The 21,109-nt window shown below is 62.3% G+C and carries 19 protein-coding genes; 14 read left to right on the top strand and 5 right to left on the bottom strand.

Features of this window, described 5'->3' with window-relative positions:
• Positions 1 to 40 precede the first annotated feature (40 nt).
• Positions 41 to 697, bottom strand: a complete 657-nt coding sequence (locus tag KJY40_RS28900) for a histidinol-phosphatase (protein ID WP_230734070.1) — start codon at positions 695 to 697, stop codon at positions 41 to 43.
• Positions 698 to 840: 143 nt separating this feature from the next.
• On the opposite strand from KJY40_RS28900, the gene KJY40_RS28895 reads away from it, so the two are divergent.
• Together KJY40_RS28895 and ptsP are read left to right on the top strand one after the other, a co-directional pair.
• The gene (locus KJY40_RS28895) at positions 841 to 1,320 is read left to right on the top strand and encodes an RNA pyrophosphohydrolase (protein WP_003229203.1); all 480 of its coding nucleotides are present in this window, start codon (positions 841 to 843) and stop codon (positions 1,318 to 1,320) included.
• A 22-nt stretch (positions 1,321 to 1,342) separates the two neighbouring features.
• A complete protein-coding gene (gene ptsP, locus KJY40_RS28890) occupies positions 1,343 to 3,622 on the top strand; it encodes a phosphoenolpyruvate--protein phosphotransferase (protein WP_230734068.1) in 2,280 nt (759 codons plus the stop codon).
• Between the two features lie 33 nt (positions 3,623 to 3,655).
• On the opposite strand, the gene KJY40_RS28885 is transcribed toward ptsP, so the two are convergent.
• Positions 3,656 to 4,402 carry an NRDE family protein gene (locus tag KJY40_RS28885; protein ID WP_230734066.1) on the bottom strand — a complete coding sequence of 249 codons (747 nt, stop codon included), beginning with the start codon at positions 4,400 to 4,402 and terminating at the stop codon, positions 3,656 to 3,658.
• A gap of 130 nt (positions 4,403 to 4,532) precedes the next feature.
• On the opposite strand from KJY40_RS28885, the gene KJY40_RS28880 reads away from it, so the two are divergent.
• The 4 genes from KJY40_RS28880 to KJY40_RS28865 all read left to right on the top strand — a co-directional run bounded on the left by KJY40_RS28880 (position 4,533) and on the right by KJY40_RS28865 (position 8,240).
• Positions 4,533 to 5,315, top strand: a complete 783-nt coding sequence (locus KJY40_RS28880) for a sulfite exporter TauE/SafE family protein (RefSeq protein WP_230734063.1) — start codon at positions 4,533 to 4,535, stop codon at positions 5,313 to 5,315.
• 96 nt (positions 5,316 to 5,411) lie between these two features.
• The gene (lgt, locus tag KJY40_RS28875; RefSeq protein WP_007953463.1) at positions 5,412 to 6,227 is read left to right on the top strand and encodes a prolipoprotein diacylglyceryl transferase; all 816 of its coding nucleotides are present in this window, start codon (positions 5,412 to 5,414) and stop codon (positions 6,225 to 6,227) included.
• 50 nt (positions 6,228 to 6,277) lie between these two features.
• The gene (locus tag KJY40_RS28870) at positions 6,278 to 7,249 is read left to right on the top strand and encodes a thymidylate synthase (protein WP_011336420.1); all 972 of its coding nucleotides are present in this window, start codon (positions 6,278 to 6,280) and stop codon (positions 7,247 to 7,249) included.
• A gap of 151 nt (positions 7,250 to 7,400) precedes the next feature.
• Complete coding sequence (locus KJY40_RS28865; protein ID WP_230734061.1) at positions 7,401 to 8,240, top strand: hypothetical protein; 840 nt, start codon at positions 7,401 to 7,403, stop codon at positions 8,238 to 8,240.
• A 20-nt stretch (positions 8,241 to 8,260) separates the two neighbouring features.
• On the opposite strand, the gene cadR is transcribed toward KJY40_RS28865, so the two are convergent.
• Positions 8,261 to 8,710, bottom strand: a complete 450-nt coding sequence (cadR, locus tag KJY40_RS28860; RefSeq protein ID WP_007953454.1) for a Cd(II)/Pb(II)-responsive transcriptional regulator — start codon at positions 8,708 to 8,710, stop codon at positions 8,261 to 8,263.
• Positions 8,711 to 8,794: 84 nt separating this feature from the next.
• Between cadR and KJY40_RS28855 the strand changes: the two genes are divergently transcribed.
• From KJY40_RS28855 to KJY40_RS28820, 8 genes are all read left to right on the top strand, one after another.
• Positions 8,795 to 11,104 carry a heavy metal translocating P-type ATPase gene (locus KJY40_RS28855; protein ID WP_230734059.1) on the top strand — a complete coding sequence of 770 codons (2,310 nt, stop codon included), beginning with the start codon at positions 8,795 to 8,797 and terminating at the stop codon, positions 11,102 to 11,104.
• A gap of 16 nt (positions 11,105 to 11,120) precedes the next feature.
• Entirely contained in the window at positions 11,121 to 11,984 is an 864-nt protein-coding gene (locus KJY40_RS28850) for a LysR family transcriptional regulator (RefSeq protein ID WP_007953452.1), read from the top strand.
• A gap of 107 nt (positions 11,985 to 12,091) precedes the next feature.
• Positions 12,092 to 13,168, top strand: coding sequence for a putative 2-aminoethylphosphonate ABC transporter ATP-binding protein (locus KJY40_RS28845; RefSeq protein WP_007953451.1), 1,077 nt, complete (start codon positions 12,092 to 12,094; stop codon positions 13,166 to 13,168).
• Complete coding sequence (locus KJY40_RS28840; RefSeq protein WP_230734057.1) at positions 13,168 to 14,892, top strand: putative 2-aminoethylphosphonate ABC transporter permease subunit; 1,725 nt, start codon at positions 13,168 to 13,170, stop codon at positions 14,890 to 14,892. The genes KJY40_RS28845 and KJY40_RS28840 overlap by 1 nt, the downstream gene beginning before the upstream one ends.
• A 48-nt stretch (positions 14,893 to 14,940) precedes the next feature.
• The gene (locus KJY40_RS28835) at positions 14,941 to 15,966 is read left to right on the top strand and encodes a putative 2-aminoethylphosphonate ABC transporter substrate-binding protein (RefSeq protein WP_230734055.1); all 1,026 of its coding nucleotides are present in this window, start codon (positions 14,941 to 14,943) and stop codon (positions 15,964 to 15,966) included.
• A gap of 127 nt (positions 15,967 to 16,093) precedes the next feature.
• A complete protein-coding gene (locus tag KJY40_RS28830; protein ID WP_264302533.1) occupies positions 16,094 to 17,257 on the top strand; it encodes a TIGR03364 family FAD-dependent oxidoreductase in 1,164 nt (387 codons plus the stop codon).
• Positions 17,257 to 17,823: a phosphonate degradation HD-domain oxygenase gene (locus KJY40_RS28825; protein ID WP_230734051.1), complete on the top strand. Its 567-nt coding sequence runs from the start codon at positions 17,257 to 17,259 to the stop codon at positions 17,821 to 17,823. Before KJY40_RS28830 ends, KJY40_RS28825 begins: the two co-directional genes overlap by 1 nt.
• Before the next feature lie 85 nt (positions 17,824 to 17,908).
• Positions 17,909 to 18,334, top strand: coding sequence for a hypothetical protein (locus KJY40_RS28820; protein ID WP_230734049.1), 426 nt, complete (start codon positions 17,909 to 17,911; stop codon positions 18,332 to 18,334).
• Here KJY40_RS28820 and KJY40_RS28815 read toward each other — a convergent pair.
• Positions 18,331 to 19,716 carry a GTPase/DUF3482 domain-containing protein gene (locus KJY40_RS28815; RefSeq protein ID WP_230734047.1) on the bottom strand — a complete coding sequence of 462 codons (1,386 nt, stop codon included), beginning with the start codon at positions 19,714 to 19,716 and terminating at the stop codon, positions 18,331 to 18,333. The two genes, KJY40_RS28820 and KJY40_RS28815, sit on opposite strands and share 4 nt — an antisense overlap.
• On the bottom strand, positions 19,709 to 21,088 hold the full coding sequence (locus KJY40_RS28810; protein ID WP_230734046.1) for a DUF2868 domain-containing protein: 1,380 nt from the start codon (positions 21,086 to 21,088) through the stop codon (positions 19,709 to 19,711). The genes KJY40_RS28815 and KJY40_RS28810 overlap by 8 nt, the downstream gene beginning before the upstream one ends.
• Between the last annotated feature and the right edge of the window lie 21 nt (positions 21,089 to 21,109).

Raw genomic sequence — 21,109 nt, 5'->3', positions numbered from 1 at the left:
GAGCGGGCTTGCTCCGGGCGGCGTTCCGACGAAGGCGTAGTCAGTCGCGCAGACTGATTACCGGCCAGCCGCGCTTCTCCGCTTCGGCCCGCAGGTTCGGATCCGGGTCGACCGCCACCGGATTCGCCACCTGTTCCAGCAGCGGCAGGTCATTCATCGAGTCGCTGTAGAAATAGCTGCCTTCCAGCGAATGCCCGGTTTCTTCCAGCCAGCGGTTCAGGCGCGTCACCTTGCCTTCACGGAAGCACGGCACGTCGGTGCTGCGCCCGGTGTAGCGGCCGTCCTGCATCTCGCACTCGGTGGCGATCAGGGTTTCGACGCCCAGGCGCACCGCAATCGGCGCGGTGACGAAGCGGTTGGTGGCGGTGATGATCACCAGTTTGTCGCCGGCATCGCGGTGCTTTTTCAGCAGATCGAGCGCCTTCGGCAGCACGATCGGCTCGATGCAATCGCGCATGTAATCGTTGTGCCACTGCTCAAGCACGGCCATTTCGGTGCGGCCGAGGATCTCCAGGCAGAAGTTCAGGTACGCGGCGTTATCCAGTTTGCCAGCCAGGTAATCCTGATAGAACTCGTCGTTGCGCGCCTTGTAGGCGATCGGGTCGAGGAAGCCGCGTTCGCACAGATAATCGCCCCAAGCGTGATCGCTGTCGCCGCCCAGAAGGGTGTTGTCCAAATCGAATAAAGCCAGGCGCATTGCAGTTACCCGCTGAAAAGTCAGTAAAAAGGCCACAAGAATACGGTCTTTTCACAAGAGTGCACATAAGCTCGGAACCTTCGTTGCCGCCTTCACAACCTTTGTGGAACAATGCGGCGACATGCGTTTGCGAGGTTGTTGCCGTGATCGACCCCGATGGTTTCCGCCCTAATGTCGGGATCATTCTGACGAATGACGCCGGCCAGGTGCTATGGGCTCGCCGTATCAATCAAGATGCCTGGCAGTTTCCACAGGGGGGAATCAATCCCGAGGAGACGCCGGAAGACGCCTTGTACCGCGAGCTGAACGAAGAAGTTGGCCTGGAACGCGAAGATGTTGAAATACTGGCCTGCACCCGGGGCTGGTTGCGCTATCGTTTGCCGCAACGTCTGGTGCGAACCCACAGCCAACCGCTGTGCATCGGCCAGAAACAGAAATGGTTTCTCCTGCGCCTGATCTCCAACGAGCAGCGGGTGCGGATGGATTTGACCGGTAAACCGGAGTTCGATGGCTGGCGCTGGGTCAGTTATTGGTATCCGTTGGGCCAGGTGGTGACATTCAAGCGCGAAGTGTATCGCCGCGCTCTCAAAGAGCTTGCCCCGCGCCTTTTAGCGCGCGACTGACGACGGAGTTCGACCCCGAGCCATGCTCAATACGCTGCGCAAGATCGTCCAGGAAGTTAACTCCGCCAAGGATCTCAAGGCGGCGTTGGGGATTATTGTGTTGCGCGTCAAAGAGGCCATGGGCAGCCAGGTCTGCTCGGTCTACCTGCTTGATCCAGAGACCAACCGCTTCGTGCTGATGGCCACCGAGGGCTTGAACAAGCGCTCGATCGGCAAGGTCAGCATGGCACCCAACGAAGGTCTGGTCGGCCTGGTCGGCACGCGTGAAGAACCCCTGAACCTCGAAAACGCCGCGGATCACCCGCGCTACCGCTACTTCGCCGAGACCGGCGAGGAGCGCTACGCCTCGTTCCTCGGGGCGCCGATCATTCACCACCGCCGCGTCGTCGGCGTGTTGGTCATCCAGCAGAAAGAACGCCGCCAGTTCGATGAAGGTGAAGAAGCCTTCCTCGTGACCATGAGCGCTCAGCTTGCTGGCGTAATCGCCCACGCCGAGGCCACCGGCTCGATCCGTGGTCTGGGCCGTCAGGGCAAGGGCATCCAGGAAGCCAAGTTCGTCGGCGTACCGGGTTCGCCGGGTGCGGCGGTCGGTACTGCGGTGGTCATGCTGCCGCCGGCGGATCTGGACGTGGTGCCGGACAAGACCATCACCGACATCGACGCGGAACTGGCGCTGTTCAAGACCGCCATCGAAGGCGTGCGCGCCGACATGCGTGCGTTGTCGGCCAAACTGGCGACCCAGTTGCGTCCGGAAGAGCGCGCGCTGTTCGACGTCTACCTGATGATGCTCGACGATGCCTCGCTGGGCAGCGAAATCACCAACGTGATCAAGACCGGGCAGTGGGCCCAGGGCGCGTTGCGTCAGGTCGTGACCGATCACGTCAACCGTTTTGATTTGATGGACGACGAGTACCTGCGTGAGCGGGCGTCGGACGTCAAGGACCTGGGCCGACGCCTGCTCGCCTATCTGCAGGAAGAGCGGCAGCAGAACCTGGTCTACCCGGAAAAGACCATTCTGGTCAGCGAAGAACTGACGCCGGCGATGCTCGGCGAGGTGCCGGAAGGCACGCTGGTCGGTCTGGTGTCTGTGCTCGGTTCGGGTAACTCCCACGTCGCGATCCTGGCCCGGGCCATGGGTATCCCGACGGTGATGGGTGTCGTCGACTTGCCATACGCCAAGGTCGATGGCATTCCGATGATCGTCGACGGGCTCAAGGGCGAAATCTACACCAACCCGAGCGAGGTGCTGATCAAGCAGTTCGCCGAGGTGGTGGAAGAAGAGAAACAACTGGCGCTGGGTCTCGATTCCCTGCGCGACCTGCCGTGCGTGACCCTCGATGGCCACCGCATGCCGCTGTGGGTCAACACCGGCCTGCTGGCCGATGTGGCGCGGGCGCAGAAGCGCGGCGCCGAAGGCGTTGGTCTGTACCGCACCGAAGTGCCGTTCATGATCAACCAGCGCTTCCCGAGCGAGAAGGAACAACTGGCGATCTACCGCGAGCAGCTTGCCGCGTTCCACCCGCAACCGGTGACCATGCGCAGCCTGGACATCGGCGGCGACAAATCGCTGTCGTACTTCCCGATCAAGGAAGACAACCCGTTCCTCGGCTGGCGCGGGATCCGCGTCACCCTCGACCACCCGGAAATCTTCCTGGTGCAGACCCGCGCGATGCTCAAGGCCAGCGAAGGCCTGAACAACCTGCGGATCCTGCTGCCGATGATCTCCGGCATCCACGAGCTCGAAGAGGCGCTGCACCTGATCCACAGGGCCTGGGGCGAAGTGCGCGACGAAGGCACCGACGTGCCGATGCCGCCGGTGGGCGTGATGATCGAAATTCCGGCGGCGGTTTACCAGACCCGGGAACTGGCGCGGATGGTGGACTTCCTGTCGGTCGGCTCCAACGACCTGACCCAGTACCTGCTGGCGGTGGACCGCAACAACCCACGGGTGGCCGATCTCTACGACTACCTGCACCCGGCGGTGCTGCAAGCCCTGCAGACCGTAGTGCGCGACGCCCATGCCGAAGGCAAACCGGTGAGCATCTGCGGCGAGATGGCCGGTGACCCGGCGGCAGCGGTGCTGTTGATGGCGATGGGTTTCGACAGCCTGTCGATGAACGCCACCAACCTGCCGAAGGTGAAATGGATGCTGCGTCAGATCAACCTGAGCAAGGCCAAGGATCTGCTGGCGGAATTGATGACCATCGACAACCCGCAGGTTATTCACAGCTCGCTGCAACTGGCGCTGAAGAACCTTGGGTTGGCGAAGATGGTCAATCCGGCGGCGGTCAAACCCCTCTAGAAAGACAAGATCGCAGCCTTCGGGCTGCGATCTTTATATATTGACCTCCACTTCCCCCAGATGCCCGCCATACGGCCCGAAACTGCGCTCCACCATCCGCCGCGTCCCGTCCGCCTGCACAATCAACGCCGTACTCGCCCGAGTCCCGTAACTCTGGCTGGCAATGAACACACTCGACAGCAACGACTCGGTCGCCAATCCCACACCGGTATCTGGCAGATCAGCAAACGGTGCCGTTTGCGCATCACTCAATAAATCCAACAACCGCCCGGGCTGCGGATCATCCAGCACCGCACTCAATGCCGCCTTGGCCTTGAGCAGTTTCGGCCACGGCGTATCCAGTCCCGCGTTTGAAAGTCCGTAGACGCCCGGCTGCAACATCACCGGTTCCGAAGACCGCGCATTGAAGTGCCACAGCTCGTTGGCATTGCCCAGCAGCAGGTTGAAGCCGGCATAGTCCGGCGAACGGGCGACAACGTCGGACAAATAGTCATCGATCGACAGGTTCCCGGTGAGAAATCCCGCCACCAGCTCGCCCCGAGAGCGTCGCGCCGGCGGTTGATGCGGATCACGGATGTTGGTCAGCGCCGCGAAGCGACCGTTGGCGCCCAGGCCTAGCCAGGTTCCCCCTGCTTCAAGATCCCGACCGGCATGAACATGCGGCGACTCGGGCCACTGCGCCAGCGGCAGGCTGGGCCGGGCGTAGAACTCGTCACGGTTGGCCGCGACGATCAGCGGCTGGGCATGCCCCGGCTGCCAGGCGAAAACAATCAGGCACATAAGGTGGTCCTTGTGTGTTTTTGCCCACTCTACGCAGACATCGTCCGTGCATCCATCGCCAGTGGAGCCGAAGGGTGTCCATCCGTTACCATGCCGCTCCGGTTTTGGGGACGCGCCTTGGGAGGCAGTCATGGAATTTCTGCTCTATCTGGCGCTGGGCGCCTGTGCGGGCGTACTGGCCGGGCTGTTCGGGGTGGGCGGCGGGATTATCATCGTCCCGGTGCTGGTGTTCAGTTTCACCTTGCAGGGCTTCGATCCGTCGATCCTGACCCATCTGGCGGTCGGCACGTCCCTGGCGACGATCATCTTCACCTCGGTCAACGCCGTGCGCGAGCATCACCGACGCGGTGCGGTGCGCTGGCCGATCTTCCGCTGGATGACCGTCGGCATCCTGCTCGGTGCCGGTTTCGGGGCGCTGACCGCCGAAGCGATCTCCGGGCCCAACCTGCAAAAGATCATCGGCGTGTTCGCCCTGGTGATCGCGGCGCAGCTGGCGCTGGACGTCAAACCCAAGGCCAGCCGAACGGTGCCCGGCAAGCTCGGTCTGACCATGGCCGGCAGTGTGATCGGCTGGGCGTCGGCGATTTTCGGGATTGGCGGCGGCTTGCTGACCGTGCCGTTCCTGACCTGGCGCCGTGTGCCGATGCAGCAGGCGGTGGCGACCTCGTCGGCCTGTGGCCTGCCGATCGCTGTGGCAAGTGCAATAAGTTTCATGATTCTGGGCTGGCATGATCCGTTGCTGCCGGCCCATAGTCTCGGTTTTGTGTATTTGCCGGCACTGCTCGGCATTGCGCTGACCAGCATGGTGTTCGCCCGTCTCGGCGCGCGGCTGGCGCACAGGTTGTCGCCGAAGTTGCTGAAACGGCTGTTCGCGGCTTTGCTGTTTTGCGTGGGCCTGAGCTTTCTGTTCTGAGCCGTCTGTTTTGGCAGGTCGCAATCCTGGCTTAATCCTGAGGTGACAGCGTCGCCCGGGAATTTTTGAAGATTTGAATGCTAACGAGGAGTCGCAATGCTGCCTTACCCGCAGATCGATCCGGTGGCCCTGGCCATCGGTCCGCTGAAAATCCACTGGTACGGCCTGATGTACCTGGTCGGCATCGGCGGCGCGTGGCTGCTGGCATCGCGCCGGCTCAACCGTTTCGACCCGACCTGGACCAAGGAAAAACTCTCCGATCTGGTGTTCTGGCTGTCGATGGGGGTGATTGTCGGCGGGCGTCTGGGCTATGTGCTGTTCTACGACCTGAGCGCCTACATCGCCAACCCGACGCTGATTTTCGAAGTGTGGAAGGGCGGCATGTCGTTCCACGGCGGTTTCATCGGCGTAATGTTGGCCGCGCTGTGGTTCGGCAAGCGTAACGGCAAGTCGTTCTTCCAGCTGATGGACTTCGTGGCGCCGATGGTGCCGATCGGTCTGGGTGCCGGACGTATCGGCAACTTCATCAACGCCGAGCTGTGGGGCAAGGCCACCGACGTGCCGTGGGCCATGGTATTCCCGCCGTTCAGCGACCCGGCGCAACTGCCGCGCCACCCGTCGCAGCTGTATCAGTTCGCGCTCGAAGGCGTGGCGCTGTTCCTGATCCTCTGGCTGTTTTCGCGCAAGCCGCGGCCAACCATGGCGGTCTCGGGCATGTTCGCGCTGTTCTATGGCATCTTCCGTTTCATCGTCGAATTCGTCCGCGTGCCGGACGCGCAACTGGGCTATCTGGCCTGGAACTGGCTGACCATGGGTCAGGTACTCTGCGTACCGATGATCATCGGCGGGCTGTTCCTGATCTGGCTGGCCTACCACCGCGCCCCGGCGGCGCCGGTTGCACCGACCGCTTAAATATTCGAACCCCGGCGATGTCTGCCGGGGCTCAAGGACACAGGTAATTCATGAAGCAATATCTCGATCTGGTGTCGCACGTCATCAACAACGGCACCAAACAGGCCAACCGTACCGGCGTGAACACCATCAGCTTTCCGGGCGCCATGCTGCGCTTCGATCTGCAGGAAGGTTTCCCGGCGATCACCACCCGCAAGATGGCCTTCAAATCGGCCATCGGCGAGATGTGCGGCTTCCTGCGTGGCGTGAACAACGCCGCCGAATTCCGTGCGCTGGGCTGCAAGGTCTGGGATCAGAACGCCAACGAAAACGCCCAGTGGCTGGCCAACCCGTTCCGCCAGGGCGAAGACGACCTCGGTGAAATCTACGGCGTGCAATGGCGCAAATGGCCGGCGTACAAGCAGATCCCGCTGAGCAACACCGCCGCCATCGAACAAACCCTGAGCAACGGCTACAAGCAGATTGCCCAGGGCGAAGAAGACGGCCAGGCCTATGTGGTCTTGTACAAAGCCATCGATCAGGTGCGCCAGTGCGTCGACACGATCATCAAGGACCCGGGCAGCCGCCGTATCCTGTTCCACGGCTGGAACTGCGCCCAGCTCGATGAAATGGCCTTGCCGCCGTGCCATCTGCTGTACCAGTTCCACCCGAATGTCGAGACCAAAGAGATTTCTCTGACCCTCTACATCCGCTCCAACGACCTGGGCCTGGGCACGCCGTTCAACCTCACCGAAGGCGCCGCGCTGCTGAGCCTGATCGGTCGCCTGACCGGCTACACGCCGCGCTGGTTCACCTATTTCATCGGTGACGCCCACGTCTACGAAAACCACCTGGACATGCTCAACGAACAGCTCAAGCGCGAGCCGTTCGCCATGCCGAAGCTGAAGATTTCGGACCGTGTGCCGGAGTTTGCCAAGACCGGTGTTTATCAGCCGGAATGGCTGGAGCTGGTGGAGCCGAGCGACTTCTCGCTGGAAGGCTACGAGCACCATGCGCCGATGACTGCGCCGATGGCGGTCTGATTTTATTGCAGGCACGGCTTTGCCTGATTGCAAAAGAATCTAACAAACTGTCAACTCTGACAGGTGGCGGACAAATGAAAGGGTGTTTGACTGACCATTAGCCATTCGGCTGTGGACGGCAACGCCCTTTTTTTATTTGTGGAGTTTCACTATGCCAATCAATGCAAACGATGCAACCAGCGGGTTTTCGGAGCGCACAATCGGTTCTACCGTCCAGAGCTCAAGCGTTCAATTTCCTGGAGCACCGTATGTTGGTTGCAGGAGTAGTTCGGGGTTGGTTCATTTTTTACCTTCCATTGCCCCTTGGGATTGCGTGATACCCGGTGAATTACTTCGGGGCGCCCCGCTTTTTGTTGATTCGCTGTTTTATGTGGTGCCTGTAAACAATCAGGACTTTCAGATCGGCGATCAAGTGCGGGTGCAAGGGCAGGCTTTCGGAGGAAGCGGAGGAAGCTTCCAGTTACCCTCCCAGACAGTTACTGGTTTTACCGATCTGTATTTTCCTTTTTCCGACGCTGAAGCACTCAAGCTCGAAGGAGACAGGGTCGAAGTCATCTTTGTAATCACAAGAAACGGAGGTTCTTTGCCTTCGGGATCTCTGTTCGTCAACTTCGTCCTTCCACTGGTCCAAACCGGGCAGATTTCTATCGAGGGAGTGTCGAATGGCGAGTTGGAGATTGATAAGCATCCCGATGGCGTGGTCCTCACTGTTCCGACGGTCTTGAACTTACGAACCAATAACGCCATTGAAATTCATGTGCTGAGTGATCTTCAGGGCGGACCCGGCGCACGGAACTGGAGAGACTATCAGCGCAAATTGACAGTCACTCCGGAATCAGCTGTCCAGTTCCGAATTGAACCGAGCGTCTATCAAGCGTTTCGTGGAGAGTGGGTTCTTCTTTACGGCAGCTTCTTTCTCGGTGCAGGAATGCTCCCGGCGCTCAGTTACGGTATGGGCCTCCAAGGCACTCTGGAGTTCAAACTGATCTGATCAGTGTGGTGATAGGCGACTTAGTGGCCGTGGCTTCTGCCCACGTGCGAATGCTCAACCTCCGCCGCCACAACTCCGCCACTCACTTCCAGCCGTTGCAGGATCCCGCACTGATCCGCTTCCGGCCCCTCGCCACAACGCTGGCGCAGGTCGAGCAGTTGCGTCTGCAAGGCCAATAACCCGTCGATCCGCGCCTTGACGTGCTGGATGTGCTCGTCGATCAGCGCATTGACGCTTTCGCACTGATCCTGCGGGCTGTCGCGCAAGGCGAGCAGGCTGCGGATTTCTTCGAGGGTCATGTCGAGGGTGCGGCAGTTGCGGATGAAAGTCAGGCGCTCCGCGTGGGCCTGGGTGTAGACGCGGTAGTTGCCGTCGCTGCGGGCCGGTTCCGGCAGCAGGTTTTCACGCTCGTAGTAGCGGATGGTTTCCACGGCGCAATCGGTCTGTTTCGCCAGTTCTCCGATCTTCATGACGGCAATCTCCAAAAGGGTGCTTGACCCTATAGTGGCTACAGGGTCTTTACTTGGCAACAGGCACCTTCATGGACGCGACCAATGAGCGATTCCCTGCACACCCACAAGCCCGGCGACGGGCACGATCACAGTCACAAACTGCAGCCTGTGCATCAACATGCCCACGCCGGCGATTCCTGCTGCGGGTCGAAAACCGTTACGCCTGCGCCGGCTCATTCGAGTGAAGACGCTTGCTGCTCATCGAAAGCCGCCGGGCCTTCGCTTGTTCAACTGAGCGAGGCGAAAAGTGCCGACGCCCGGTTGAGCAGCTTCCGCATCGAGGCGATGGACTGCCCGACGGAGCAGACGCTGATCCAGAACAAGCTCGGCAAACTGGCCGGGATCCAGCAGCTGGAATTCAACCTGATCAACCGCGTGCTCGGCGTGACCCACAATCTGCCGGACACCGCGCCGATCATCGACGCGATCAAATCCCTGGGCATGCAGGCCGAACCGCTGGAGGCGGGCGTCGAAGCGCCAGCGCCGGCGCCGGTGAAAAAACACTGGTGGCCGCTGGCGCTGTCCGGCGTCGGTGCGCTTGCTGCCGAAGTGATTCACTTCACCAGCGCCGCCCCGACCTGGGTGGTGGCGATCATCGCGTTGATCTCGATCCTCAGCGGCGGCCTCACCACCTACAAGAAGGGCTGGATCGCCCTGAAGAACCGCAACCTCAACATCAATGCGCTGATGAGCATCGCCGTGACCGGCGCGGTGTTGATCGGCCAATGGCCGGAAGCGGCGATGGTGATGTTCCTGTTCACCGTGGCCGAGCTGATCGAAGCGCGCTCGCTGGATCGTGCACGCAACGCCATCAGCGGCCTGATGCAGATGACGCCGGAGCAGGCGACGGTGTTGCAGGCTGACGGCAACTGGGTCGAACTGGACGTCAAAAGCATCGATCTCGGCGCCCGCGTGCGGGTGAAACCCGGTGAGCGTATCGCGCTGGACGGAGAAGTCGTCAGCGGCAGTTCGACCATCGATCAGGCGCCGATCACTGGCGAAAGCCTGCCGGTGGAAAAAACCGTCGGCGACAAAGTGTTCGCTGGCACCATCAACCAGGCCGGTTCGCTGGAATACGCGGTGACCGCAGCGGCGAACAACTCCACTCTGGCGCGAATCATCCACGCCGTGGAACAGGCGCAAGGCGCGCGGGCGCCGACCCAGCGCTTCGTCGATCAGTTTTCGAAAATCTACACCCCGGTGGTCTTCGTTCTGGCCCTGGCCGTGGCGATCATCCCACCGCTGTTCATGGGGGCCGCGTGGTTCGACTGGATCTATCGCGCGCTGGTGCTGCTGGTGGTCGCTTGCCCGTGTGCGCTGGTGATTTCTACTCCGGTGACCATCGTCAGCGGCCTTGCGGCGGCGGCGCGCAAAGGCATTCTGGTCAAGGGCGGCGTGTACCTGGAGGGCGGTTTCAAGCTCGACTATCTGGCCCTCGACAAGACCGGCACCATCACCCACGGCAAACCGGTGCAGACCGATTACCTGTCCCTCGACCCGACCGCCGACGCCACGGCCCCGGCGATTGCCGCCGCGCTGGCCGGGCGCTCCGATCACCCGGTGTCGCTGGCCATCGCCAACGCGGCTGTGGATAAAGGTTTGGCGGCGCTGGTTGTGGATAACTTTGAAGCGCTGGCCGGCCGTGGTGTGAAAGGCGAGGTCAACGGTCAGGTCTACCACTTGGGCAACCATCGTCTGGTCGAAGAGCTGGGCCTGTGCTCGCCGCAACTGGAAGAAAAACTGTTTGCGTTGGAGAAACAGGGCAAGTCCGTGGTGTTGCTGCTCGACCGTTCCGGCCCGCTGGCGCTGTTCGCCGTGGCTGACACGGTCAAGGAAACCAGCCGCGAGGCGATCCGCCAACTGCACGAACTGGGCGTGAAAACCCTGATGCTCACCGGCGACAACGTCCACACCGCGCAAGCGATCGCGGCGCAGGTCGGGATCGATCAGGCCAAGGGCGACCTGCTGCCCACCGACAAACTGCAAGCCATCGAAGACCTGTATGCGCAGGGCCGTCGGGTCGGCATGGTCGGCGACGGCATCAACGACGCGCCGGCACTGGCTCGGGCCGAGATCGGTTTCGCCATGGCGGCGGCCGGCACCGATACCGCGATTGAAACCGCCGATGTCGCCCTGATGGACGACGATCTGCGCAAGATTCCGGCCTTCATCAGCCTGTCGCGCCATACCGCCGCTATCCTGAAACAGAACATCGCGCTGGCGCTGGTGATCAAAGCGATCTTTCTTGGGGTAACCTTCGCCGGGCTCGCCACCATGTGGATGGCGGTGTTTGCCGACATGGGCGTGAGCCTGCTGGTGGTGTTCAACGGTTTGCGCCTGTTGCGCAAATAGAGGAAGAGGGACGGTTGTGCTGAGTGCCGAGCTGAAAGCGTTTTACATGGTGGCCCGCCTGGGCAGCATCACGCTGGCGGCGAAAAAGCTCGGCCTCAGCCAACCGACCGTGACCACTCAGATCCGCAATCTGGAAAGCCAGTATTCGGTGGAGCTGTTCTACCGTGGCGGCCGGCGTCTGAGTGTCAGCGACGAAGGCGCGCGGCTTTTGCCGATGGTCAAGGCGCTGTTGCAGCAGGAGGCCGATATCGAGTTCTTTCTGCGCAACAGCGGCCAGGTGCAGGGTACGCTGCGCATCGCCGCGACAGCGCCGTATTACATCCTCGATCTGGTGAAGACCTTCCGCGAGCGCCTGCCGCAGGTAGAGGTGTCGGTGGAAATCGGCAACTCGCAGCAGGTGCTCGAAGCGCTGGAGGACTATCGGGTGGATGTCGCGGCATCCTCGCAGTTGCTCGACGATGCACGGCTGATCCGGCGGGTGCTCGGCAGCGATCCGCTGGTGCTGGCGGTTCATCGTAATCATCCGCTGGCGGCGCACGACCATGTGACGCTGAGTGCATTGGCCGGGCATACCTTGCTGATGCGCGAATCCGGTTCGACCACCCGTCGCCTCACCGAAGAGTTGCTGGCCAGCGCCGGGGTCAGTTTTGGCCCGTTGCTGGAGATCGGCAGCCGCGAGTCGATCCGCGAGGCGGTGCTGCGCAACATCGGCATCAGCATCATTGCCCGCCAGGAAGTGCCGCACGATCCGCAGTTGCGGGTGCTGACCCTGGAGAATGCACCGCAGATTCCCGAATACCTCTACTGCCTCAAGGAACGCAAGAACGCGCGCTTGCCGGCGGCGTTTCTGGGGTTGGCGCAGGAAATGTCTCCGGCCTGATCAACCAAAATCCCTGAATACCACTATCGGTCGTTTTTGCCTCACTGCCATATGACCGACGCATTACAACTCTAGGATTCGTCTCATCTGCTTGATGAGGCCTGTCCATGAACCCTGCAATCGCAACTGCCCTGACCAACCCCGGCGCACCGATGAAAGTGCGCGGCGTGCAGAAGCGCTTCGGCGCCTTCACGGCGCTGGATAACGTCTCCCTCGATGTCGCGGCCGGTGAGCTGGTGTGCCTGCTCGGCCCGTCGGGCTGTGGCAAGACCACGCTGCTGCGTTGCATCGCCGGTCTGGAGAAGCAGGATAGCGGCGAGTTGTACCTCGGCGAGCGCGACGTTTCCCACCTCGCGCCCCAGGCTCGGGACTACGGCATTCTGTTCCAGTCCTACGCGCTGTTCCCGAATCTGACCGTCGAAGCGAACATTGCCTACGGCCTCGCCGGCAGCGGTCGCGATGAAGTGCGCCGTCGCGTCGGTCAGATGCTGGAACTGGTCGGCCTCACCGGCAGTGAGAAAAAGTACCCGGGTCAGTTGTCCGGCGGCCAGCAGCAACGAGTTGCCCTGGCCCGCGCCCTGGCCCCCGCGCCGTCGCTGCTGTTGCTCGACGAACCGATGTCGGCCCTCGACGCCCGGGTCCGCGAGCATCTGTGCACCGAGCTGCGCCAACTGCAACGCAACCTCGGCATCACCACCCTGATGGTCACCCACAATCAGGACGAAGCCATGCTGATGGCCGACCGCATCGCCGTGATGAACAACGGCAAGGTCGAGCAGTACGCCACCCCGCAGGAAATCTACAACCGCCCGGCCACGCCGTTCGTGGCCGAGTTCGTCGGCCAGGGCAACTGGTTGCCATTCCAGCGCAGCAGCGACAGCCACGCCAAGGTCGGCGGGATGAACCTGCGCCTGGCCGACGGCAGCGTCCATAGTCCGTCGGGTCGACTGTTCTGCCGCCCGGAAGCGATCAACGTCAATCCGCTGGTACACGAGGAAAACCTGTTCCCGGCCAAGGTCCGCGAGATCACCTTCCTCGGCAACCGCTGCCGCATGAGTTTTGAACTCGATCAATTGCCCGGCCACGCCTTGCTCGCTGAACTGGCGCCGGAAGCCATGCCGCGCCTCGGCGCCCAGCAGATCATGGTCGCCTTGCCGCCACGCAGCCTGCAGGTGTTTGCCTGATGAACAGCAACCTCGCGCTGCCGCTGCCGCAAAAGCAGGCGCGGCAGATGTCCGGGGCCGAGGTCGGCGACCGGATCTTCGTCCTCGGCGGCAAACTCCTGCTGCTGGTGCTGCTCGGTGTGGCGGTGCTGTTGCCATTGCTGGCGATCTTCTGGCGCGGCTTCAGCAGCGAAGCCGGGCAGGGCGGTGGCTGGCTCGCCGCGAAAGAGCTGGTGACCAGTGACAATTTCCACTGGCTGCTCGGCAACAGCCTGAAGGTTTCCCTCAGCGTCGCGGCGATCGTCGTACCGCTGGCCTACCTGTTTGCCTACGCCTTGCAGCGCACGCTGATTCCGGTAAAAGGCATCTGGCGTGGGATTTCCCTGCTGCCGCTGATGGCGCCGTCGATGTTGCCGGGGATTGCCTTGGTCTATCTGTTCGGCAATCAGGGCATGTTGCGCGGGATGCTGTCGGACAACATCTATGGCTTCTGGGGGATTGTTCTGGGTGAGGTGATCTACACCTTCCCACACGCCTTGATGATTTTGCTGTCAGCCCTGTCGCTGGCAGATGCGCGACTGTTCGACGCTGCGTCGAGCATGGGCGCCAGCCCGGCAAAGGCCTTTCGTAGCATCACCTGGCCGGCGACCCGCCAGGCTGTGTTCGCCGCGTTCTGTCTGGTGTTCACCCTGACCATCACCGATTTCGGTGTGCCGGTGGTGGTCGGTGGCGACTATCAGGTGCTGGCACTGGAAGCCTACAAAGCGGTGGTCGGCCAGCAGCAATTCGGTCGCGGCGCGTTGATCGGCATGGTTCTGCTGCTGCCGGCACTGTTCAGTTTCGGCGTCGATGCCTGGCTGCGTCGTCGGCACGGCGACTCCATGAGCGGCCGCGCCCAGGTGTTCAAACCGGCACCGTCGAAGAAGCGCGATGCCTTTTATCTCAGCGTGGTCCTGCTGATCAGCGCCGCGTTGCTGCTGGTGTTCGGCATGGCGGTGTTCTCGTCGCTGGTGAAGTTCTGGCCATACAACCTGTCGCTGTCGCTCAACCACTATCAGTTCAACGAGACCGCCGGCGGTGGCTGGCTGGCCTACGGCAACAGTCTGAAGATGGCGCTGGGCACGGCGTTGATCGGTAGCGTGCTGATCTTCACCGGTGCCTACCTGATGGAAAAGACCCGCAGCCAGCGCGGGCTGAATCTGACGCTGCGCATGCTCAGTTTCGTACCGATGGCGGTGCCGGGGCTGGTGCTCGGTCTGGGTTACGTCTTCTTCTTCAACCTCACCGGCAACCCGCTGCACGTGCTGTACGGGACCATGACCCTGCTGATCGTCTGCACCATTGCTCACTATCTGACCACCGCGCAGATGACCGCCACCACCGCGCTGCGCCAGCTCGACGCCGAGTTCGAAGCCGCCGCGCTGTCGCTCAAGGCGCCGCTGTACCGGCATTACCTGCGGGTCACCGTGCCGATCTGCCTGCCGGCGCTGCTGGACATCGTGCGCTACCTGTTCGTCTCGGCGATGACCACCGTTTCCGCCGCGATCTTCCTCTACAGCCCCGACACCATCCTCGCGGCGGTGGCGGTGCTGAACATGGATGACGCCGGCAACGTCGGTGGCGCGGCGGCGATGTCGACCCTGATTCTGTTCACCTCGGCGGGCGTGTCCTTGCTGCTGGCGTGGACTTCGCGCGGATTGCTGCGCCGTTCCCAGGCCTGGCGGCAAACGGCGCCCGGTCACTGATATGCCCAACCTCAACTCATCTCTTTAATCCGAGAAAGGAAAACGATCATGTTCAAGCCTATGGCCCTGGCCGCTGCTGTGCTCGCTACTTTCAGCCTGAATGCCTTCGCGGCAAAAACCGAGTTGACGGTGTACACCGCCCTCGAAGCCGAACAGTTGAAGTCCTACAAAGAAGCCTTCGAAAAGGTCAATCCGGACGTCGAGATCAAGTGGGTGCGCGACTCCACCGGGATCATCACCGCCAAACTGCTGGCCGAGAAGGACCGCCCGCAGGCTGACGCGGTCTGGGGTCTGGCGGCGTCGAGTCTGGCGATCCTCGATCAGCAAGGCATGCTGCAAAGCTATGCGCCGAAGGATCTGGGCAAGATCGGCGCGAACTACCGCGACGCCGCCAACCCGCCAGCCTGGGTCGGCATGGACGTCTGGGCCGCAACCATTTGCTTCAACACCGTCGAGGCCGAGAAGCAGGGCCTGACCAAACCGGTGAGCTGGCAGGACCTGACCAAGCCTGAGTACAAAGGCAAGATCGTGATGCCGAACCCGGCCTCGTCCGGCACCGGTTTCCTCGACGTCAGCGCCTGGCTGCAAACCTTCGGCGAGAAGCAGGGCTGGGCCTACATGGACGGCCTGCACCAGAACATCGGCCAATACGTTCACTCCGGTTCCAAGCCTTGCAAACTGGCGGCAGCGGGCGAATTCCCGATCGGCATTTCCTTCGAATACCCGGCCGTTCAGCTGAAGCGTCAGGGCGCACCGCTGGACATCATCCTGCCGAAGGAAGGCCTGGGCTGGGAGATCGAAGCCACTGCCGTGGTCAAAGGCACGCCGCATGAAGAAGCCGCGAAGAAACTGGCCGACTTCTCCGCCAGCGCCCCGGCGATGGATCTGTACAAGGAAAACTTCGCCGTCCTCGCCCAACCGGGCATCGCCAAGCCGCAGACCGAACTGCCGGCCGACTACGAACAGCGCCTGATCAAGAACGACTTCGCCTGGGCCTCGAAGAACCGCGACGAGATCCTGACCGAATGGCGCAAGCGCTATGACGGCAAGTCCGAGAAAGTTGCTGCCAAGTAAGATCTTCATCGACTGACAGGGCCCCATCGCTGGCAAGCCAGCTCCCACAGTTGCCAAGGTGTCCACACAATCAGTGTTCACCACAAATCCTGTGGGAGCTGCGGTTCGACGATTCGACTTGCCAGCGATGGCGGTCTCGCATTCAGAGCATCTCTCAATGACACAACACAAAGACTTGCTGATCGTCGGCGCCGGCATCCTGGGCCTGTCCCACGCCTATGCCGCCGCCCGACGCGGTCTCAAGGTCGCGGTTTTCGAGCGCACCGCTACGCCAAGCGGCGCGTCGGTACGCAACTTCGGCCAGGCGCTGGTCACCGGCCAGCCACCGGGCCCGATGCTCGAACTGGCCAAAGCCAGTCGCGAAATCTGGGGGCAGTGGGCGCAGCTCGCCGGCCTGCAACTCAAGCGCAACGGCTCGTACCTGTTCGCCCGCACCGAGGCCGAAGAGCACTTGCTCGAAGCCTTCTGCGCCGGGCGCGCCGTCGAGCACAACTACCGCGTCGAACTGCTGCGCGGTGCCGCGTTGCGCGATCTGTATGGCGGCCAGTTCAGCCATCACCGCGCCGCGCTGCACGGGATGGACGATCAACAGCTGTATTCCCGGGAAGCGATTCCGGCGCTGATCGAATACCTGCGTCGCGAACTCAACGTCGAGTTTCACTTCTCGACGCTGGTGCGTGATGTCGAGCCGGGGAGGCTCCAAAGCACTGCCGGCATTTTTACTGCCGAGCAAATCATCGTTTGCTCCGGCCATGATTATCAGACCTTGCTGGCCGAGCCGATTGCCGCCCTCAATCCGCAAATCTGCCGCCTGCAAATGCTCCGCGCCCGGCCGCAGATCGACCTGAACTTGCAACACGCCTTGCTCACCGGCCTCAGCTGCGTGCACTACGGCGCCTTCGCCGATCTGCCGGAAGCGGCCGCAGTGCAGGCGCAAATCCTGCGCGAACAACCGCACTTGCAGGAAAACGGTATTCACCTGCTGATCAGCCCGACGCCGTATGGCGAACTGATCATTGGCGACTCGCACCATTACGGCAGCGATCCGTCGCCGTTCAACGCAGAACAGGTCGACAACTGGATGCTCGAACTGGCCGAACAGACCCTCGGCTGCAAGGTGCAGGTGGTCGAGCGCTGGCAGGGTGTCTATGGTTCCCGGGGGCCGGGGCCGTTTTCGTTCCTGCGTCCGGCGCCGGGGCTGAGTGTGGCGCTGATGCACAGCGGCGTCGGCATGAGCGTCGGTCCGGCCATGGCCGAGCGCAATGTTGCACAGCTTTTTGGAGAGCACTGATGTTGAGTCACGAACAAGTCATCGACCGGGTGTTCGGCCTCTATGAGCGCTTCGGCGCCAGCGACTACATCGGCGAACCGGTGTCGCAGATCGAGCACATGTCCCAGGCGGCGCAACTGGCCATCGCCGAAGGCTTCGACGATGAAGTGGTGCTTGCTGCGTTCTTCCATGACATCGGCCATTTGTGTGCCGAAGGCGCGGAGAATATGGGCGGTTACGGCGTGGTCAGCCACGAACGCCTCGGCGCGGACTATTTGCGAGAGGCCGGATTTAGCGAGCGCCTGGCGCGGCTGGTGGAATATCACGTCCAGGCCAAGCGCTACCTGACGCTCAGGGAGTCGGGCTATTACGACCGTTTGAGCGAAGCCAGCCGCCGCACCCTGGAGTATCAGGGCGGGGTAATGACCGAGGCCGAAGCCGATGCGTTCGAGCAGGATCCGTTGTGCGCCGTCAGCTTGCGAATGCGCCAGTGGGATGAGCTGGCGAAGGAGATGGCCGTGCCGGTGATGGATCTTGCGTTGTTGAAGGGCAAGGCTTTTACCGTGCTGTCCCGCGAGGCGCGCTGAACCTTCTTACGCCAAACCGGGAAACGGTGCATGGCGGGTGTTGCCCCTTCGGCCCAGACTGTTTTTTTGCCGAAGGAGCGCACGGATGCGTTTTATGAAAGTGATTGCCCGGGATCGATCCGGCAGCGGCGCAGGGGAAACTGTCCAGTTGCGCTTTCATCACACCGAACAGGATTGGCGCGAAGCCTCTGCCCGTGAAGTCGCGCAACTGCGCAGCTTCACCCGAACCTATCTGAAATGCGCCTGGTTCAACGCGGCCGACGAGGACACGCGACATCTGCGGATCTTCGCTCTGAACCCCGGCAGCGATGGAACACCGGAATCAGTGAGGCTGCACTTTCACCAGGGCAAAACCATCGCTTACAAAGCCGCCGTCCACGACCTGGATAACGATGGCCGCTTCGAAGTTGTCCTGTGTTCGGACGTCGACAACGACGGGCGCGCCAATCGCACCGATCGCAGCCGGGTGACGGCGCTGGTCAAACAGTTCCTCAAGTTCGGCTGGTTCTAGAGTTCGAGGACCTTGCCGACCAGTTCATCGATCTGTTCCTGACGCTGGGCCTGATTCAGTTTCGGATGCGGGTTGAGCGACGACCATTGCGGGTGGGCCCGGGCAATGTTCAGCGCCTCCGGCAGCTTGCCTTCGCGCCAGGTCTTGTCCTGCGGCGTCGCCACCTGAACGGCATCCATCGCTGCATGGCCTCGGGCATTCAGCGCTTGCAGCAGTTGCCGCTGACGCAGGGCCAGCAGGCGCAACACGTTGTCGTCGACCGTCAATTCTCGCTGCCCTTTGATCTTGCCCAGCAGGCGGTTGCCATAGCTGCGGGCGGTTTGCAGGGCGCCGCCGGCAATGGCCCCGGCCAGAGCGGCGGCGCCGAGGGTGATGCCGCCCACCAGCAGATCCACACCGGCACCTGCTGCGGCACCAGCGGCAATTCCGCCGCCGACCCGCACGCCGAGTTGCTTGAGGGTTTCCGGGTTGAACAGGTCATCGCCCCAGCGTCCGTCGAGCAACGGCAGATCGCTGGCAGCGGCGTCCTGTGGGCGGAAGGCGTAGAGCTTGAGCAGCGCCTCGACGCAGCGTTGTTCGCGCTGGCGCACGGCTTTGCGCAATTCGCTGATGGCCTGTTGTTCCTGCTCGGCGTTGCTCGCCACGCTGCGTCGGCACGCGGCGCAGTCGATCAGCAGTTCGGCGATCAGGCGTGCGGCGCTTTGCTCGCGGGCGAGGCGTTGGGCCTGTTGATCGGCGATCAGGCGTTCAAGTTGTGGGCGGGCGTTCTCCAGCAACAGTGCGAGGCTTTCATACAACCGACGCTCACCATCTTCCGGCGGGGCGACGCTGTCGAAACGCACCAGCGCGTGCAGGCCGAGGCGCGCCAGGGCTTCACGCCAGTCCGGTTCGCGATGGTTGGCGCTGCTGACGAAATTCAGCACCGGCAACAGCGGCTTGCCGCAACTGGCCAGCACTTCCAGTTCGTCGCGGTACTTGGCCAGCACCGGTTCGCGGGCGTCAATCACGTACAGGCCGGCATCGGAAGCGAGCAGTTGCCGCAGCACTTTGGCTTCCTGTTCGAAACGCTGGCGCGCTTCGCTGCCGTCGAGAAACCGCGCCAGCCGTGCCGGGCCGTCGAGGCGTTCGCCGGGACGTTCCAGACGCTCGAGAAAATCCAGCAGGGCGATGGCGTCCTCCAGACCGGGCGTGTCGTAGAGGTCGAGCAACGGTTCGCCATCCACCGACAACCGCGCACCTTCGACATGCCTCGTCGTGCTCGGTCGATGGGAGACTTCACCGAAGCCGACGTCGCGGGTCAGGGTGCGCAACAGCGAAGTCTTGCCGACGTTGGTGTGGCCGACCACCGCCAGTTTCAGCGGCGCTTTCCAGGCATCAGTCATGTCCGTGCTCCAGCCAGTTCAACGGGGCGCAATCGGCGAACGGCAGCTCCAGCTGTTGCAACGCTATGTGCCAGTCACCGAGGCGTTCGGCGTCTAGTCCTTGTCCTGGCGGCGCCTGCAACAGCCAGACGCGGGTCGCGGCGGCGTTGCGCGCCAGCTCGGCGATCAGCGCCAGGCTGCCGCGATCCGGTGAACGCCGTGGGTCGCAGGCAATCGCGAGGCGTGCCGGCGGGAAGCGGCTGAGTTGTTCGAGCAGTTTGTTGCGCGATTCACGGCTGTCGAGGATGCCGGCGTTGCTGACGTTTTTCGGCAGCGTCGGCGGCCATAGGTGTTGATCGTCGAGTTCGATTGCCACGAGCAACGCACCATCGCTGGCGTGCTCGCCGACGGTGCTTTCGACGCGGTGCAATTGCGCAGGTTCTGGGTCGGTGATGCCGAGGCGTTCGCTGGTCGGCATCAGGCGTTCGCGCAGTTGGGCGTAGCCGGGCAGGTTCAGGTCCAGACGCAAGCGATCGCGCCCGCGTTTCCAGCGCCAGCGGCAGAACAGCATCAAGGCCAGCCGTGGCAGAACACCATAGATCAACACCGCACCGACCAGCCAGATCGCCCAGGACTGACGAACCAGTTCGCGGTTGTAATCGGTATCCAGCGTTACGCGAATCATGTCCACACGCGGCGCAGACAAACCCAACGCATTGGGAATGACCGCCAATGCATCCGTCAGGGCGGAGAAGAAGTCGGCACCGAATAACGTGCTTTCCCAGATGAAGTCATAGCGTCGGGCGGCCATCATCAGTACCAGCATGCTCAAGGCACTGAGCATAATCAGCAGCCACAGGCCATTGACCAGCGTACCGATCGCCCAGCGGTTGAGTTTGTGCCGTTGCAGCAACACCAGCAGCGCGGGTGGTAGTTGCGCGGCTTTGGCATCCCGGGCAAATTTTTCGCTGAGCCATAGCCACAGCCGGCCGAGTGCTGCGCCATGTTCACCGGCGAACAGCAGGCCGAACAGCCAGCTCAGCAGCAGGATCAGATTCACCCCGAGTAATGTGCCCAGCGCCCAGAAAATATTCACCGCTCGCGTGCCGTCGCCCAGTGTGGAAAAGGCCATCCCGGCACCGGTCACGCAGGCCAGCAGCACCATCAACAGCAGCGCCAGGCGCGCGCCCTGCAGCCAGTGTTTGAGCGCGGAGGTCAGACCATCGCGCTCGGCCAGCCACAGGGCGCGGCGTTGAATGCGCCCCGGCAGGTCGCCGCCGGCCGCGCGGGCCAGGCGATTGGCTTCCAGATCGTCCAGCGGGCCTGCGTGTTCTTCGCGCAGGCGCACGGTTTCGGTGAGCCATAGGTTTTGCAGTGGAGTCAGTTCAGTCACGCGGCATCCCGTTGCTTGATT

Source organism: Pseudomonas fitomaticsae (assembly GCF_021018765.1).
In the GTDB taxonomy this organism is placed as follows: domain Bacteria; phylum Pseudomonadota; class Gammaproteobacteria; order Pseudomonadales; family Pseudomonadaceae; genus Aquipseudomonas; species Aquipseudomonas fitomaticsae.
Note: the sequence above shows the minus strand (reverse complement) of the source record. Positions and strands in the feature narration are given on the sequence as shown.